The organism is Burkholderia cepacia (assembly GCF_001039005.1).
GTDB lineage: Bacteria > Pseudomonadota > Gammaproteobacteria > Burkholderiales > Burkholderiaceae > Burkholderia > Burkholderia theae.
Genome location: NZ_LDWR01000041.1, coordinates 105,135 through 120,073 on the forward strand (window position 1 = coordinate 105,135; position 14,939 = coordinate 120,073).

Consider the following 14,939-nt stretch of genomic DNA (forward strand, 5'->3'; position numbering starts at 1 on the left):
TCACCTCACGCTTCGACAGGCTCCGGCAGCCGCGCGATCGCCTTGATCTCGAACTGGAAGCCGTACAGCCAGGTCACGCCGACGGCAGTCAGCGTCGGATGCGGCGCATCGCCCCAGTATTCGGGGACGATCTCCCAGACCCGCTCGAACGTCGCTTCAGGATCGACGAGGAAAACCGTCACGTCGACGACGTCGTCGAACGTACAGCCGGCCGCGCGCAGCACCGCGTTCAGGTTGTCGAACGCGCGGCGGACCTGCGCGTCCAGTTCCGGCTCGGGCGAACCGTCCTCGCGGCTGCCGACCTGCCCGGACACGAACAGGAACCCGTTCGAGCGCAGCGCCGGCGAATAGCGGTTGCGGTCATACAGCGCCTGGCGACCGGGCGGAAAAACTACGCTACGCTTTGCCATCCAACACCTCCATCAGTCAGTGGGGCGAACCGCCCCTGCATCAACGATGAAGGCACTTTAAGGACCGTTGCGCGGCGGATAAACGGGCAACCCTGTCCAACACTGTTTGCGCGACCCAAACAATTTCCGACCGACGCGGAGCCCTGACCCGATGGATCGATTCGACGCAATGCAGGCGTTCGCCCGCGTGGTGGAAGCCGGCAGCTTCACGAAGGCGGCCGAGACGCTGCACATGAGCCGCACCACCGTCACGCAACTGGTGCAGCAGCTCGAAGCGCGGCTGCGCGTGAAGCTGTTCAACCGCACGACGCGCAAGGTCGTCGTCACGGCCGACGGCGCCGCGTACTACGACCGCGTGGTGCGGCTGCTTGCCGACATGGACGACGCCGAAACGAGCCTGTCCGTTGCGTCCGCATCGCCCAGGGGGCGGCTGCGCGTGGACGTGCCGAGCCCGTTCGCGCGCCTGATCCTGATCCCCGCGCTGCCCGCGTTCCACGCGCGCCATCCGGACATCCAGCTCGACATGGGCGTGAGCGACCGCGTGGTGGACGTGATCGGCGAGAACGTCGATTGCGTCGTGCGCGGCGGCGAACCGGCCGACCGGTCGCTGGTCGCGCGTCACGTCGGCGACCTGCGGCTCGGCGTGTATGCGTCGCCGGCCTATCTCGCGCGCGCCGGCACGCCTTCGCATCCGGACGAACTGGAAAACGCCGATCACCGGATCGTCGGCTTCCTGTGGGCGCGCACCGGCAAGGCGCTGCCGTTCGCGATGGAATGCGACGGCGAGCATGTCAACGTGCGCGGACGCTACGTGCTGGCGGTCGACGACGGCAACGCGTATCTCGAGGCCGGCCTCGCCGGGCTGGGCATCCTGTGGCTGCCCGACTACATGGCCGCCGCGTATCGCGCCCGCGGCGAACTGGTGCCGCTGTTCGAACGATGGCGACTCGAACCGATGCCGATGTACGTCGCGTTCCCGCCGAACCGGCACGTCAGTGCGAAGCTGCGCGTATTCGTCGACTGGATCGCCGACCTGATGGCGCAGCATGCGCCGGTCGCGAACCGGCGCCGCGGCGGCGACGGTTCGCGCGACACGCGCAAAGCCGCGGCGACCTGAACCGCGCGACCAGCGCCCGCGTATAAAAAAACCCGCGCAACATGCGCGGGTTTCGACAGGCTGGCGACGAAACGCCGGTGACTCAGGCAGTCAGCGCGGTGAGCGCCTCATCGGTGAGCCACAGCGATTCCTGCAGATCCTGCTCATTGAGGTTCAGGCCGTCGCCGCCGCGATCGACGACGATAAAGTCGCTGACGCCGCCGAGTGCGATCAGCGGGTGATGCCACACGCCCTTCGCATAGTTGACGCCCTGCCACCCGCTCGTCACGAACGCGCGGATCTTCGCCGGATCGAGATCGCCCGCGGGCGCCACGACGACGAGATACGGCTGGTCGTTCAGCGGCACGAAGGCCTGGCTGCCGAGCGGGTGTCGTTCGAGCATCTTCACTTCGAACGGCAGCGTGCGCGGCTGGCCGCGGAACAGGTTGACGAGCGTACGGCCGTCTTCATCCGTCACGTCGACTGTCGCGAGATCGTGAAAACGGATCGTCGTGCCGAGGTTGATCGGGATCTGCTTCGCCCCTTCCGTTTCGATCACGTCGCCGAACGGCGCGAACGCTTCCTTGGTCAGCGGTTCGATAACAAGCGTCTTCATTTGTCGAGCGTCCCCCACAGACGCAGGCGCGACACGCCGCCGTCCGGAATGATGTTCAGTCGCACGTGCGTGACGGGGCCAAGCGACGCGATGCCTTGTTCGAAGTAATGCTGCTTGTCCATCTGCAGCTTCTGTTCGCCGAGCAGCACCGGCCAGAACATCGACTGCGTGATCAGCGAGCTGTCGGTGCCGCCCGACACGTAGGCGGCCTGGATCGAGCAGCGGTCCGGGAAGTTGCCCTTGAAGAATGCGGTATCGACTTCGATCTTGCGGATCACACCCGGCTGCGCGAGCGCGATGATCGCCCAGTCGTTGCCCGGTTCGCGGCGGCGGCGGGTTTCCCAGCCGTCGCCCATGTTCACGCCGCGGCCCGGCAGCAGCAGGTTCGACGCGACGCCGAAGTGCTGGTTGTTCGCGGCCACGACATAACCGCCGTTTTCCATCGCCGCGAGATCGAACTGCTCGGTCGCGCTCGCGCCTGCCCAGTCGAGTTGCGGCTGGCCGTACACGCGCAGACGGGCGATGCCGCCGTCCGGGTAGATGTTCACGCGCAGGTGCGTGAAGGCCCGGGCGTCGCTCGCATCGACGTAGTGATGGCTGTTGCCCTGCAACGTCGTCGACGGCACGATCTCGACCCACTCGGTCGCGTGCGTCGGCGCGCCGTCGGCCACGAAGGCAGCCTCGATCGACGCGGCCGGCGGGAAGTTGCCGGTGAAGTGGCTCGTGTCGATGTCGAAGCCCTTGATCACGCCTGGACGCGCGAGCTTGACGATGCACCAGTCGTAGCCCGTCGTGCGCTTGCGGCGCGTTTCCCAGCCGTCCATCCACTTGCCGTGGTCGTCGTACTTGCCGGGAATGAATACGGCCGGCTCGGGGTTCAGCATCCGGTCCTTCGGCGCGAAGAAATCGTCGCTGGCCTCGAGCGCCTGCGCACCGAGACGCGGGTCGGCGAGGTTCACATAGCGCCGCGTGAAATCGGGTGCGTTGGGATCGAGAAGCGGAACAGCCATGATGTTTCCTTGTTTCAGTGATGCGATCAGGCCGCTGCGACGCAGCAGGCCGTATTGCGGTGTCAGGCGTCGATCAGGTCGTCGAGACGGAAGCGTGCGATCCGGTAGATCTGGTCGAGGCTCGTGCGCAGTTCCTCGGTGCGAGAATGATTCACGCGCGCCTCGAAGTTCGCGATGATGCCGTGCCGGTCATAACCGCGCACCGCGAGGATGAACGGAAAGCCGAACTTCTCGCGATACGTGCGGTTCAGCGTCAGCAGCTTGTCGAACTCTTCCTGCGTGCACTGGCCGAGGCCCGCGCCGCTCTGCTCGCGCGTCGACTCGGCCGTCAGCTCGCCGCGCACGGCGGCCTTGCCGGCCAGCTCCGGGTGAGCGTTGATCAGTGCGAGCTGGCGGACTTCGCCGGAGCCTTCGACCGCGCCCGACATCGTCGTGTGCAGCGCGTCGATGCTCGCGAACGGCCGCTCGCCCGCGGCGACCTCGGCCACCCACGGCGAATGTTCGAAGATGCCCGACAGCGCCGCGACAAATGCGCTCGGCGCCATCGTATTGAGTTGATTCAACGTGTAGCGCATCGCCTTCATGCTTTCCCTTCGTTTTGATGATTGGGCTGATACGGATGATGTTCGCGCCAGTGACGCGCGATATCGACACGGCGCGTCACCCATACGCGATCGTGTTTCTCGATGTGATCGAGGAAACGCTGCAGCCCGCGGAACCGGCCCGGCCGGCCGAGCAGTCGGCAGTGCATGCCGATCGACAGCATCTTCGGCGCCTCGTCGCCCTCTTCGTACAGCACGTCGAACGCGTCGCGCAGGTAGTCGAAGAAGTGATCGCCCGTGTTGAAGCCCTGCGGCGTCGCGAAGCGCATGTCGTTCGTGTCGAGCGTGTACGGCAGGATCAGTTGCGGCGACGTGCCGCCGCCCGACACCTCGACGTCCATCCAGAACGGCAGGTCGTCGCCGTAATTGTCCGAGTCGTACAGAAAGCCGCCGTATTCCGCGACCAGGCGGTGCGTATTGGGGCTGTCGCGGCCGGTATACCAGCCGAGCGGACGCACGCCCGTCACGCGCTCGATCGCTTCCATCCCGAGCCGCATGTGCTCGGCCTCGAGCTCCGGCGACATGCTCTGATAGTGGATCCAGCGCCAGCCGTGGCACGCGATCTCATGGCCGAGCTCGACGAACGCGCGCGCGAGCTCCGGGTGACGCTCGATCGCCATGCCGACGCCGAACACCGTCAGCGGCATCCCGCGCTTCTCGAATTCGCGCAGGATGCGCCACACGCCGGCCCGCGAACCGTATTCGTAGATCGACTCCATACTCATGTGGCGGTCCGGATACGCGGCCGCGCCGACGATTTCGGACAGGAACTGCTCGGAGCCCGGATCGCCGTGCAACACGCAGTTCTCGCCGCCTTCTTCGTAGTTCAGCACGAATTGCACGGCGACGCGGGCGCGCCCCGGCCAGTTCGCCTGCACGGGATGGCGGCCATAGCCGATCAGGTCGCGAGGATAGTTGGAATCGAGTGACATGGTTCGAAGGGCAGCGAAAGCTTGCTCAAATAATGGGTTCGCATCGACTGCGCGGATGCCGGAGGCCGGCCGCGCAAGCCGATGCGATGACGGCCCAGTGTAGCGAAAACGTCCATACGCGCCCATACAGCGACGCAGATAGTGCGTGTCAGACGGTGTGTATGTGCGGTTGCGGCAAATTCGGGGCCGGTTGGGCCGCATCCCCGTCCGGTGGGCTGAAGCGGGCGAACGCGCCGTCGTAGCGCTTCGGCAGCGGCCGCGCGTAGTCGCCGCGCTTCGCGGTCGCGAGGCGCAGCGACACGAGCGCCTCGGCCCATTTGACGGCCGCGGTGACGCCCTCGACCACCGGCGCGCCGATCTGCTGCTCGATCTCGTGCGCGAACTCGGCCATCCCGGCGCAGCCGAGCACGATCGCGTCGGCGCCGTCCTCGTCGAGCGCGCGCCGGCATTCGTCCACGATGATCCGGCGCGCGGCCGATCCCGGCCTGTCGAGTTCGAGCACCGCGACGTCGGTCGCGCGCACGTTGCGGCAGAACCGCTTCATCCCGTAGCGCTCCGCCAAGTGCCACGCCATCCCGCAGGTGCGTGCGAGCGTCGTGACGACCGAGAAGCCCGGCGCGAGCACGCTCGCCGCATGCATCGCGGCCTCGGCGATGCCGATCACCGGCCCGCGCGCGAGCTCGCGCGCCGCATACAGGCCCGGATCGCCGAAGCACGCGATCACGTACGCGTCGCAGCCGTCGCGCTCGCCCTGCGCGATCTCGGCGAGCAGCCCCGGCGTCGCGAGCGCCTCGTCGTAATACCCTTCGATCGACGGCGGCCCCATCGGCGGGCTCACGGCCACGATCTCCGTGCCCGCGGCCGCGACGTCGCGCGCGCAGCGGCCCATCGCGTCGGTCATCCGCTGCGTCGTGTTCGGATTGATCAGTCGGATCTTCATCGCACGCTCCTCAGGCCTTCGCGCTTACGAGCAGCCGGTAGAACACGAAGCCGAGCCCCGCGCCGATGAACCACGAGAAGTTCGCGACGCCCTGCCAGCCCGGCACCATCACGCAGACGATCGCGATCACCGCGGCCGGCAGCAGCGCGGCCAGCGCGCGGCGGTTCACGCCGCCCGTGTACCAGTACGTGCCGCTCTCCGACATCGTGTACAGGTCGTCGCGCACGAGCCGGCCGCGCTTGACGAGGTAGAAGTCGGCGATCAGCACGCCGTACAGCGGGCCGATGAACGCGCCGAGCACGTCGAGCGTGTAGTGGATCACGGCCGGGTTGTTGAACAGGTTCCACGGCGTGATGAAGATCGACGCGACGGCCGCGAGCATCCCGCCCACGCGCCAGCTGATCAAGCGCGGCGCGACATTCGAGAAGTCGAATGCGGGCGACACGAAGTTCGCGACGATGTTGATACCGATCGTCGCGATCGTGAACGTCAGCGCGCCGAGGATCACCGCGGTCGGATGGTCGATGCGGCCGACCGTCTCGACGGGATCGGTGATGAGTTCGCCGAACACGGGCAAGGTCGCGGCCGTCGTGATCACCGTGACGAGCGAGAACGCGAGGAAGTTGACCGGCAGCCCCCAGAAATTGCCGCGCTTCACTTCGCCGAACGAACGGCAGTAGCGCGAGAAATCGCCGAAGTTCAGCATCGGCCCGGAGAAGTACGACACGACGAGCGACACGGCCGTGATCATCACCGGGATCACTTCCGCGCCGTGATACTTGACGCCGCCGAGATTGATGCCGATGTTGCGCCAACCCGCGCGCCACACCATGTAGCCGGCGAGGATGAACATCACGACGTAGACGGCCGGGCCCGCGAAGTCGATGAACTTCTTGATCGTCTCCATCCCGTTCCAGAACACCAGTGCCTGAAGCACCCACAGCACCATGAACCCGGCCCAGCCGACCGCCGACAGCCCGAGGAAACCGTAGTGGTGGACGTCCGCATACGGCAGCCATTGCGGGAAGAACTTCAGCACGACGATCACGAGCGCGCTCGATGCGAGATAGGTCTGGATGCCGTACCACGCGATCGCGATCAGCCCGCGGATCACGGCCGGCACGTTCGCGCCGAGCACGCCGAACGTCGCGCGGCACGCGACCGGATACGGCACGCCGATCTGCTGGCTCGGCCGCGCGATCAGGTTGCACAGCAGGTTCACGAAGCCGATCCCGACGATCAGCGCGATCAGCACCTGCCAGCTCGTCAGCCCGAGCGCGAACAGGCTGCCCGCGAACACGTAGCCGCCGACGCTGTGCACGTCCGACATCCAGAATGCGAAGATATTGTACGAGCCCCATGTCTGATGTTTTAGGGGTGCCAAATCTTCGTTGTACAGACGTTCGCTGTAACCATTCGGCAGCGCCGGTTCGCCGCCCTCGCCGCCTTCTTCCGCCGGGTAGGCGCTGTCGTGCGCCACACTGAACTGAGCCATGACTTCTCCTTGACGCGGCCGGATGGCCGCTCCACCGTCATCGATATCGCTCCGGATCGTCGCCCGGAGTCGGACCAGCGGCCCGCAGCAAATACCGCAGGCCAGCATTGCTCTCGTTCTGTGGCGCGCAGCCGGGTTCGCGTCGCCGCTCAGGCGCCGCCGAACACTTCGCGCAAATCGACCTGCCCTTGCGCGGGCCGGTCCAGCATCTTCAGTTCGACATGCTGCAGGTGGTGCGCCATCAGCGTCACCGCCCGCTTCGCGTCCCCCGCCTCCAGCGCGGCGAGGATCCCGTCGTGGTCGTCGCACGAACACGGGCTGCGCCCGTGCGATTCGTACAGCGCCGACATCAGCGTCGAGCGTGCGACGAGCCCCTCGAGGCACTCGCTGAGCGTCGCATTGCCCATCAGCGTGGCAAGCGCCGTATGGAATTCGCCCGACAGCCGGATCCATGCCGCGAAATCGTGCCGCTCGAACGCCTTGCGTTCCTTGTCGAGCAGCGCGGCGACACCCTTCAGCCGCTTCGCACCGGGCCCGGTCGCAAGACGCTCGACCACCGCGAGCTCGATGATCCGGCGCATCTCGAACACCTCGTGCACGTCCTGCAGCGTCGGGCTCGCGACGAACGCGCCGCGGTTCGGCTCGAGGTCGACCAGTTTGTCGGTCGCGAGCTGCGCGAGCGCCTGGCGGATCGTCCCGCGCTTCACGTCGAACACGTCGCAGAGCTGCGCTTCCGTCAGCTTCGCGCCGGGCGCGAGCCGATGCTCGAGGATCGCCGTGCGGATCCGCTCGGCGATCGCTTCGGGACCGGCTGCGCCGGACGGGTGGGAATCGGGCTCGTTCATGATCTGCATCGCGTGATGGTCCTCATCCTAGGACGGACATAAAGATTGTCAACAATTCTTTTCCGGGATTTCGCACAATCGGCGTGCATCGACATGACCTCATTCGGTGCAGCGTGCTGCATAATCCATGCATATCAAGCCTGAGAGGCACGACAGAGGCCCTTCTCGTCGTATACCCGCCCGGCTATTTTGTTGACAAAAATGGTGCGAAACCGGGTGACGAACCGGTTGGCGGTGATGAAATTTCCGGACCGTTAGTTGCGCATTTACATAAAGAAAAAGGCGGGAAACCCGCCTTTCGATCGATCGCGCCGGCATCACCCGAGATCCGGATAGTCCGACAGCGTGAGCCGGAAACCGTGCGCATTCGCGACCAGCTGCGCCTGCGCGCCGAACGGCAGCGTCAGCAGGTCGGGCACGTGGCCGAACTGCAGCCCCGTGACGACCGGGATCCCGACCACCGAGCGCACCTGCTCGATCATCGCCTGCATGTCGTAGCCGTTGTCGTACTCGAACGTCCGCGCGCCCGTGAACTGGCCGAGCACGAGCGCCTGCTGGCGCGCGAGCAGCCCCGACAGGTGCAGTTGATAGATCATCCGCTCGATCCGGAACGGCTGTTCGTTGACGTCCTCGACGAACAGGATGCCACCCTCGATGTCGGGCATGTACGGCGTGCCGATGAGCGACGTGAGGATCGCGAGGTTGCCGCCCCACAGCGTGCCCGTCACGTTCACGGTCTGCACCTGCGGCGCTTCGGTGATGATCGTCGTGCTCGGCTGCGTCAGCGTCTGCCAGAAGTGCTGCATCGTGAAATCGCTCGGCGTTTCCGCGCCGAAGTCGGCGGACAGCATCGGGCCGCCGAACGTCTTGATGCGCGCCTTCGCGTACAGCGCGAGCTGGATCGCGGTGAAATCGCTGTGACCGACGAGCGCGACCGGCTGGTCGCGCAGCCGGCGTTCGAGCCCACGATAGTCGAGCCCGTGCAGGATGCGCGCGGCGCCGTAGCCGCCGCGCACCGCGAGCGCGATGTCGGGCAGCGGGCGCTCGGGATCGGCGAGGCGGTTCAGGTCGCCCGCCCGCTCGCCGTCGGTGCCGCCGAACCGCTGGAAGCGCCGCTGCGTCGCCTCGATGTTCTCGATGCGCTGCTGCGCGGTGCTGAGGCGCTCGAGCGCGCGATTGATCGCGTCGGGGTCGTGCGGATAACCGGACGGCGCCAGCAGGCGGATGGTGTAGGACGCGGCGGGCTGGAGGGACATGGGCGAAAGGTGTCGGATCGTCAAACCTGCTTAGAGGGTCCGAACGGTCTCCGGTTCACGAAACCGTGCACGCCCGGGGCGACAAACGCGGCCGGCGCGCCTATGACGTGCCGGATTCGGCGTCGCGGGCCTGCCGCGCGTCGCGCAGCGCACGACGGCGCTCGGCGAAGAACGATTTCAGCGCGGCGCCGCACTCGTCGGCGAGCACGCCGCCGGTCACTTCGGTATGGTGGTTGAGCTGCGGATTCGCGAACGCGTCGATCACGCTGCCGCATGCACCCGTCTTCGGATCGGCGGCGCCGTAGACGACCCGCGCGATGCGCGCATGCATGATCGCGCCCGCGCACATCAGGCACGGCTCGAGCGTTACGTACAGTTCGCAGCCGGGCATCCGGTAATTCTGCAGATGCTGCGCGGCCATGCGCAGCGCGGCCATTTCCGCATGCGCCGACGGGTCGTGCCCGCCGATCGGATGGTTGAAGCCGCGTGCGATCACTTCGTCGCCGCGCACGAGTACCGCGCCGACCGGTACTTCACCGGCCGCGCGCGCCTCTTCGGCGGCGGCTTGCGCGAGACGCATGAAATGCAGGTCACGCGCCGACACGGGCGCGGCTTCGGGAGCGGGAGATTGAGCGGGTTCGGCTGCCGGGTCGGTTCGGGCTGCGTCGTCCAGCGCGTCGGACGTCACATCGGCCCCGCTTCGGCGGGCGCTTCGTCGAGCCCGCGCTCGCACAGGCGTTCCGCGATGCGCCGGCAGTAGTCGCGCGGCATCACCATCGGGCCGCCGCGCAGCGATTCGAGCGCCATGTCGAGCGCCAGGATCTTCGCCTGCAGCCGGCAGCGCGCGGCACGGTCGCTGACCGCCTGCACTTCGTCATGCAGGTTGCGCAGCGCGCGCAACTGCTCGACAGCCGGCGGCACGAAGCCCGCGTTCTTCAGGATACGGTTGGCCACCCGCACCTCCTCGGGTACGAGCAGGTCGTCATCCAGCGTCTGCGGCGCGCCGGTACCCGGCAAATCGGCGAACTCGCCCCGCGCGGCGGCGGCGGCGATACGTTGTTCGACCAGGGCGTCAAGCAATCTCATCAGTCAATCGGAACAATGCGGCAGGCCGAATTCTAGCAGGGTGACGCGGGTATGACAGGCCCTTCGAATATATGCTCGATATTGCGTTTTTTAGGGGCCGAATCGCATCGCATGCGCGCCGATCGCCGTCACTTGCCGCTCTGCTGCGCCGCAGCAGGCTGAGCGCCATCTGGACAGCGGTCAGCTCAAGCAGTGTCGGGCCCTGTTTTTATCCATGACTATGCTGGCCGGACCTCGCTTTTCCCGTCAAACGGCAGCCTCCCCGCTTCCGTTGCCGTGTCACGCGGCCACCGTTTCCGGCTGCGCCTTTTCAAACGGGCGGAACATCATCGCGATCAGGAACGCGCCGAGACCGATCGCGAACGAACCGATGTACAACCAGCCATAGCTGCCGAACGTATCGACGATCAGGCCCCCGGCGACAGGGCCGGCGGCCATCCCGAGGCTGCCGGCCATCGCGCAGCCGCCGATCACGGTGCCCATCATCCGCAGCGGGAAGTTCTCGCGCGCGAGCACCGAATACAGCGGCATCACGCCCGCATAGATGAAGCCGAACAACGTCGCGACCGCGTAGAACCCGTCGAGCGTGCGCACGAAGTAGTAGCCGAGCGCGCCCAGCGCCTGCGCAAGGAGCCCCGTCACCAGCATGCGCTTTGCGCCGACACGGTCGCCGAGGATCCCGAACACGATCCGGCCGCCCATGCCGGCAAGCCCTTCGATGCTGTAGATCGACACCGCGACGATCAGCGGGATCCCGCACGTCACCGCGTAGCTGACCGTATGGAAGATCGGGCCCGAGTGCGTCGCGCAGCAGAAGAAATTGGTCAGCAGCAGCACCATGAACTGCGGCGAGCGCAGCGCGTCCGCAACCGACATCGCGGCGGGTTCACCGGCAGGCGTGGGTGCCGCGTGCGCGCCGTCGAGCGCGGGCGCCCGGCGCACCAGCAGCGACACCGGAATCATCACGACGGCCGCCAGCGCGGCAATGAGCAGCATCGACGTGCGCCAGTCGTGCACCGACACGAGCCATGCGGCCAGCGGCGACATCGTCATCGGCGCCATCCCCATGCCGGCCGACACGAGCGACACCGCGAGGCTGCGGTGCGTGTCGAACCAGCCCGTCACGCACGCCATCATCGGCGCGAAGATCGCGGCCGTCGCGCTGCCGACGGCCAGGCCGAAGGTCAGCTGGAACGCAAGCAGCGACGGCGCGCGGCTCGCCAGCGCCAGGCTCGCCGACAGCAGCACGGCGCCCGTCGTGACGACCGCGCGCGTGCCGATGCGGTCCGACAGGCTGCCCCAGCCCATGCTCGCGACGGCCATCGCGATGAAGCCGAGCGTCATCGCGGCGGAGATGCCGGTCATCGACCAGCCCGTGTCGCGCGCAATCGCGCGCAGGAACACGGGCAGCGAAAACATCGCGCCGATCGCGATGCAGCCCATCAGGCCGCCCGCGGCGACGATCACCCAGCGGTATCGGGAATCCGGCATTTGGCGTCTCCTGGCTCGTTTCGGCAATCCTCGGGAAGCGGGCTCCTGCTGCGCCACGCGGCGGCCTGTCCGGCTGCCGCGTCGACGCCGTCGCGAGCCCGGTCGACATGGATACGACGATCGATGCATCGGGAATTCGACATGCGCGGCGTACGCGCCGGCGAATTTTTTTGATTGTCGGCCAATCCGCGCGGCTGGCAAGGGGCGGATCGAATGCCGGATCGCGCGTTCGCCCCGCTTTTCCGGAATCGGAAAGTAGAAATCAGAAATGCTTGGTTGGGACGCATGATCGCGCTGACTACACTCGAGCGATCTTGTCATAACAAGTTGACCGATGACCCCACCCAACGTCGTGCCGCTGTCGGCGGCCCCGCTTTACGTGCAGATCAAGGACACGCTGCGCGCGCGCATTCTCGACGGCACCCATGCGCCGCACAGCCGGATGCCTTCCGAGCACGAGCTCTGCGCGATGTTCGACGTCAGCCGCATCACGGTGCGCCAGGCGCTCGGCGACCTGCAGAAGGAAGGCCTGCTGTTCAAGCTGCACGGCAAGGGCACGTTCGTGTCGAAGCCGAAGGCGTTCCAGAACGTGACGTCGCTGCAGGGTTTCGCCGAGGCGATGTCGACGATGGGCTACGAGATCGTCAACCAGTTGCGCAGCTTCCGCACCGTCAAGGCCGATCGTCATCTCGCGACGAAGCTGAACGTGCCGGAAGGCGCGCCGCTCGTCGAGATCCATCGCGTGCGGCTGCTGAACCGCGAACCCGTATCGCTCGAACAGACCTGGGTGCCCGAAGCGCTCGGCAAGCGCCTCGCGGGCGCCGATCTCGCGACCCGCGACATCTTCCTGGTCCTGGAAAACGACTGCGGCATACCGCTCGGTCATGCCGACGTGTCGATCGACGCGATCCTCGCCGACGACGAGATCGTCGACGCGCTGCACGTCGAGGAAAGCAGCCCCGTGCTGCGCATCGAGCGCCTCACGCACGACGCGTCGGGCGCGCCAATTGACTACGAATACCTCTACTTCCGCGGCGACGCCTTCCAGTACCGGCTGCGCATCGACCGGCAGAAGGCGCGCAAACCTGCAAGGAAACTGCGATGAATACCCATGTGCTCGAATACGACGTCGTCGTGGTCGGCGGCGGCACCGCCGGCCCGATGGCAGCGATCAAGGCGAAGGAGCGCGACCCGTCCCTGCGCGTGCTGCTGCTCGAAAAGGCCAACGTGAAGCGCAGCGGCGCGATCTCGATGGGCATGGACGGGCTGAACAACGCGGTGATCCCCGGGCATGCGACGCCCGAGCAGTACACGCGCGAAATCACGATCGCCAACGACGGCATCGTCGACCAGGAAGCCGTTCATGCGTATGCGCGGCACAGCTTCGCGACGATCGAGCAGCTCGACCGCTGGGGTGTGAAGTTCGAAAAGGACGGCACCGGCGACTACGCGGTGAAGAAGGTCCATCACATGGGCTCGTACGTGCTGCCGATGCCGGAAGGACACGACATCAAGAAGGTGCTGTACCGGCAACTGAAGCGCGCGCGCATCGCGATCACGAACCGGATCGTCGCCACCCGCGTGCTGACCGACGCGCAAGGCCGCGCGAGCGGCGTGCTCGGCTTCGACTGCCGCACCGCGGATTTCTACGTGGTTCGCGCGAAGGCCGTGATTCTCTGCTGCGGCGCGGCCGGTCGCCTCGGCCTGCCGGCGTCCGGCTACCTGATGGGCACCTACGAGAACCCGACCAACGCGGGCGACGGTTACGCGATGGCCTACCATGCGGGCGCCGCGCTCGCGAACCTCGAGTGCTTCCAGATCAATCCGCTGATCAAGGACTACAACGGCCCCGCATGTGCGTACGTGACCGGCCCGCTCGGCGGGTTCACCGCGAACGGCAAAGGCGAGCGCTTCATCGAATGCGACTACTGGAGCGGCCAGATGATGTGGGAGTTCTACCAGGAACTGCAAAGCGGCAACGGCCCCGTGTTCCTGAAGCTCGATCATCTCGCCGAAGAAACGATCCGCACCATCGAGCAGATCCTGCATACGAACGAGCGTCCGAGCCGCGGCCGCTTCCATGCGGGGCGTGGCACCGACTACCGACACCAGATGGTCGAGATGCACATCTCCGAGATCGGCTTCTGCAGCGGCCATAGCGCATCCGGCGTGTATGTGAACGCCCGCGCGGAAACGACCGTGCCGGGGCTGTACGCGGCCGGCGACATGGCGGCCGTCCCGCACAACTACATGCTCGGCGCCTTCACGTACGGCTGGTTCGCCGGCCGGAACGCGGCCGACGATGTCGCGGGCCGCGACCACACGCCGGTGGACGACCAACAGGTCGACGCCGAGCGCGCCCGCGTGCTCGCCCCGCTGTTACGCGAGCGCGGCCTCGCACCGGCGCAGGTCGAATACAAGCTGCGCCGCATGGTGAACGACTATCTGCAACCGCCGAAGGTGACGCGCAAGATGGAAATCGGGCTGCAACGTTTCGACGAGATTACTGAGGATATCGAAGAGATCAAGGCGAACCATCCGCATGAACTGATGCGTGCGGCAGAAGTGCGCGCGATCCGCGACTGCGCGGAAATGGCCGCGCGCGCATCGCTGTTCCGCACCGAGAGCCGCTGGGGGCTGTACCACCACCGCGTCGACTTCCCGCACCGCAACGACGCCGACTGGTTCTGCCACACCTGGCTGCGCAAGAGCGCCGATGGCGCGATGCGCAGCGAGAAGCGGCCGGTCGAGCCTTATATCGTGCCGCTCGCCGACGACGAACGCAGCGCCTATGCGCATCTGCGCATCCGCGAACCGGCCGCCCCCGCGGCCGCCCTCTGAGGAGCCCTACCTTGCCCCATACCCCGCACGACATCTTCCTGCGCAGCAGCGCGCCCGTCACGATCGACGAGGAATTGTGCATCGCCGACAAGGGCTGCACCGTCTGTGTCGACGTGTGCCCGCTCGACCTGCTTGCGATCGACGTGACCAAAGGCAAGGCGTACATGCAGTTCGACGAATGCTGGTACTGCATGCCGTGCGAGCGCGATTGCCCGACCGGTGCCGTCAAGGTCGACATCCCTTACCTGCTGCGCTGACCGGGCACGCGGACCGTGCATCGACGACGTGACGGCTCGCACATCGCCATGCCACGCCGCCT

General features: G+C 66.6%; 16 protein-coding genes. 4 read left to right on the forward strand and 12 right to left on the reverse strand.

Translation table 11 applies throughout. The features are described from left to right. Positions 1-5: 5 nt before the first annotated feature. A complete protein-coding gene (locus tag VL15_RS22240) occupies positions 6-410 on the reverse strand; it encodes a RidA family protein (protein ID WP_048248540.1) in 405 nt (134 codons plus the stop codon). Positions 411-561: 151 nt separating this feature from the next. On the opposite strand from VL15_RS22240, the gene VL15_RS22245 reads away from it, so the two are divergent. Beyond that, positions 562-1,527 (forward strand): LysR family transcriptional regulator, encoded by a 966-nt coding sequence (locus tag VL15_RS22245; RefSeq protein ID WP_048248542.1) that lies wholly within the window; start codon positions 562-564, stop codon positions 1,525-1,527. Between the two features lie 82 nt (positions 1,528-1,609). Here VL15_RS22245 and VL15_RS22250 read toward each other — a convergent pair whose 3' ends face one another. The 11 genes from VL15_RS22250 to VL15_RS22300 form a co-directional block, all read right to left on the reverse strand. Further along, entirely contained in the window at positions 1,610-2,122 is a 513-nt protein-coding gene (locus tag VL15_RS22250; RefSeq protein ID WP_048248544.1) for an ureidoglycolate lyase, read from the reverse strand. Then, positions 2,119-3,132: an allantoicase gene (gene alc / locus VL15_RS22255; RefSeq protein ID WP_048248546.1), complete on the reverse strand. Its 1,014-nt coding sequence runs from the start codon at positions 3,130-3,132 to the stop codon at positions 2,119-2,121. The genes VL15_RS22250 and alc overlap by 4 nt, the downstream gene beginning before the upstream one ends. Positions 3,133-3,194: 62 nt before the next feature. Next, a complete protein-coding gene (gene uraD, locus VL15_RS22260; protein ID WP_048248547.1) occupies positions 3,195-3,716 on the reverse strand; it encodes a 2-oxo-4-hydroxy-4-carboxy-5-ureidoimidazoline decarboxylase in 522 nt (173 codons plus the stop codon). Then, positions 3,713-4,666, reverse strand: a complete 954-nt coding sequence (gene puuE / locus VL15_RS22265; protein WP_048248549.1) for an allantoinase PuuE — start codon at positions 4,664-4,666, stop codon at positions 3,713-3,715. The genes uraD and puuE overlap by 4 nt, the downstream gene beginning before the upstream one ends. A gap of 148 nt (positions 4,667-4,814) precedes the next feature. Beyond that, entirely contained in the window at positions 4,815-5,606 is a 792-nt protein-coding gene (locus VL15_RS22270; RefSeq protein WP_048248551.1) for an aspartate/glutamate racemase family protein, read from the reverse strand. 10 nt (positions 5,607-5,616) lie between these two features. Beyond that, positions 5,617-7,101 (reverse strand): NCS1 family nucleobase:cation symporter-1, encoded by a 1,485-nt coding sequence (locus tag VL15_RS22275; RefSeq protein ID WP_048248552.1) that lies wholly within the window; start codon positions 7,099-7,101, stop codon positions 5,617-5,619. 149 nt (positions 7,102-7,250) lie between these two features. Continuing rightward, positions 7,251-7,955 (reverse strand): GntR family transcriptional regulator, encoded by a 705-nt coding sequence (locus VL15_RS22280; protein WP_048248554.1) that lies wholly within the window; start codon positions 7,953-7,955, stop codon positions 7,251-7,253. Positions 7,956-8,263: 308 nt separating this feature from the next. Then, positions 8,264-9,202 (reverse strand): muramoyltetrapeptide carboxypeptidase, encoded by a 939-nt coding sequence (ldcA, locus tag VL15_RS22285; RefSeq protein WP_048248555.1) that lies wholly within the window; start codon positions 9,200-9,202, stop codon positions 8,264-8,266. A gap of 100 nt (positions 9,203-9,302) precedes the next feature. Beyond that, positions 9,303-9,890: a tRNA adenosine(34) deaminase TadA gene (tadA, locus tag VL15_RS22290; protein ID WP_048248556.1), complete on the reverse strand. Its 588-nt coding sequence runs from the start codon at positions 9,888-9,890 to the stop codon at positions 9,303-9,305. Beyond that, positions 9,887-10,288 carry a DnaJ family domain-containing protein gene (locus VL15_RS22295; protein ID WP_048248558.1) on the reverse strand — a complete coding sequence of 134 codons (402 nt, stop codon included), beginning with the start codon at positions 10,286-10,288 and terminating at the stop codon, positions 9,887-9,889. The genes tadA and VL15_RS22295 overlap by 4 nt, the downstream gene beginning before the upstream one ends. 279 nt (positions 10,289-10,567) lie before the next feature. Next, on the reverse strand, positions 10,568-11,779 hold the full coding sequence (locus VL15_RS22300; protein ID WP_048248559.1) for an MFS transporter: 1,212 nt from the start codon (positions 11,777-11,779) through the stop codon (positions 10,568-10,570). A 334-nt stretch (positions 11,780-12,113) separates the two neighbouring features. Between VL15_RS22300 and VL15_RS22305 the strand changes: the two genes are divergently transcribed. Genes VL15_RS22305 through VL15_RS22315 form a run of 3 tightly spaced genes read left to right on the forward strand, consistent with a single transcriptional unit; the run spans position 12,114 to position 14,877 of the window. Then, positions 12,114-12,884 carry a GntR family transcriptional regulator gene (locus VL15_RS22305; RefSeq protein ID WP_048248560.1) on the forward strand — a complete coding sequence of 257 codons (771 nt, stop codon included), beginning with the start codon at positions 12,114-12,116 and terminating at the stop codon, positions 12,882-12,884. Then, positions 12,881-14,620 carry a fumarate reductase/succinate dehydrogenase flavoprotein subunit gene (locus VL15_RS22310; RefSeq protein WP_048248561.1) on the forward strand — a complete coding sequence of 580 codons (1,740 nt, stop codon included), beginning with the start codon at positions 12,881-12,883 and terminating at the stop codon, positions 14,618-14,620. The genes VL15_RS22305 and VL15_RS22310 overlap by 4 nt, the downstream gene beginning before the upstream one ends. A gap of 11 nt (positions 14,621-14,631) precedes the next feature. Then, positions 14,632-14,877, forward strand: coding sequence for a 4Fe-4S dicluster domain-containing protein (locus VL15_RS22315; protein ID WP_048248563.1), 246 nt, complete (start codon positions 14,632-14,634; stop codon positions 14,875-14,877). The last annotated feature ends 62 nt before the right edge of the window (positions 14,878-14,939 follow it).

What these genes read in the sequence shown, in the direction of transcription:
- VL15_RS22240 (WP_048248540.1), bottom strand. Translation starts at nt 410, where the DNA reads ATGGCAAAGCGTAGCGTAGTTTTTCCGCCCGGTCGCCAGGCGCTGTAT.
- ldcA (WP_048248555.1), bottom strand. Translation starts at nt 9,202, where the DNA reads ATGTCCCTCCAGCCCGCCGCGTCCTACACCATCCGCCTGCTGGCGCCG.
- VL15_RS22280 (WP_048248554.1), bottom strand. Translation starts at nt 7,955, where the DNA reads ATGCAGATCATGAACGAGCCCGATTCCCACCCGTCCGGCGCAGCCGGT.
- puuE (WP_048248549.1), bottom strand. Translation starts at nt 4,666, where the DNA reads ATGTCACTCGATTCCAACTATCCTCGCGACCTGATCGGCTATGGCCGC.
- VL15_RS22250 (WP_048248544.1), bottom strand. Translation starts at nt 2,122, where the DNA reads ATGAAGACGCTTGTTATCGAACCGCTGACCAAGGAAGCGTTCGCGCCG.
- alc (WP_048248546.1), bottom strand. Translation starts at nt 3,132, where the DNA reads ATGGCTGTTCCGCTTCTCGATCCCAACGCACCCGATTTCACGCGGCGC.
- VL15_RS22310 (WP_048248561.1), top strand. Translation starts at nt 12,881, where the DNA reads ATGAATACCCATGTGCTCGAATACGACGTCGTCGTGGTCGGCGGCGGC.
- VL15_RS22270 (WP_048248551.1), bottom strand. Translation starts at nt 5,606, where the DNA reads ATGAAGATCCGACTGATCAATCCGAACACGACGCAGCGGATGACCGAC.
- VL15_RS22245 (WP_048248542.1), top strand. Translation starts at nt 562, where the DNA reads ATGGATCGATTCGACGCAATGCAGGCGTTCGCCCGCGTGGTGGAAGCC.
- uraD (WP_048248547.1), bottom strand. Translation starts at nt 3,716, where the DNA reads ATGAAGGCGATGCGCTACACGTTGAATCAACTCAATACGATGGCGCCG.
- VL15_RS22275 (WP_048248552.1), bottom strand. Translation starts at nt 7,101, where the DNA reads ATGGCTCAGTTCAGTGTGGCGCACGACAGCGCCTACCCGGCGGAAGAA.
- VL15_RS22300 (WP_048248559.1), bottom strand. Translation starts at nt 11,779, where the DNA reads ATGCCGGATTCCCGATACCGCTGGGTGATCGTCGCCGCGGGCGGCCTG.
- VL15_RS22295 (WP_048248558.1), bottom strand. Translation starts at nt 10,288, where the DNA reads ATGAGATTGCTTGACGCCCTGGTCGAACAACGTATCGCCGCCGCCGCC.
- VL15_RS22305 (WP_048248560.1), top strand. Translation starts at nt 12,114, where the DNA reads ATGACCCCACCCAACGTCGTGCCGCTGTCGGCGGCCCCGCTTTACGTG.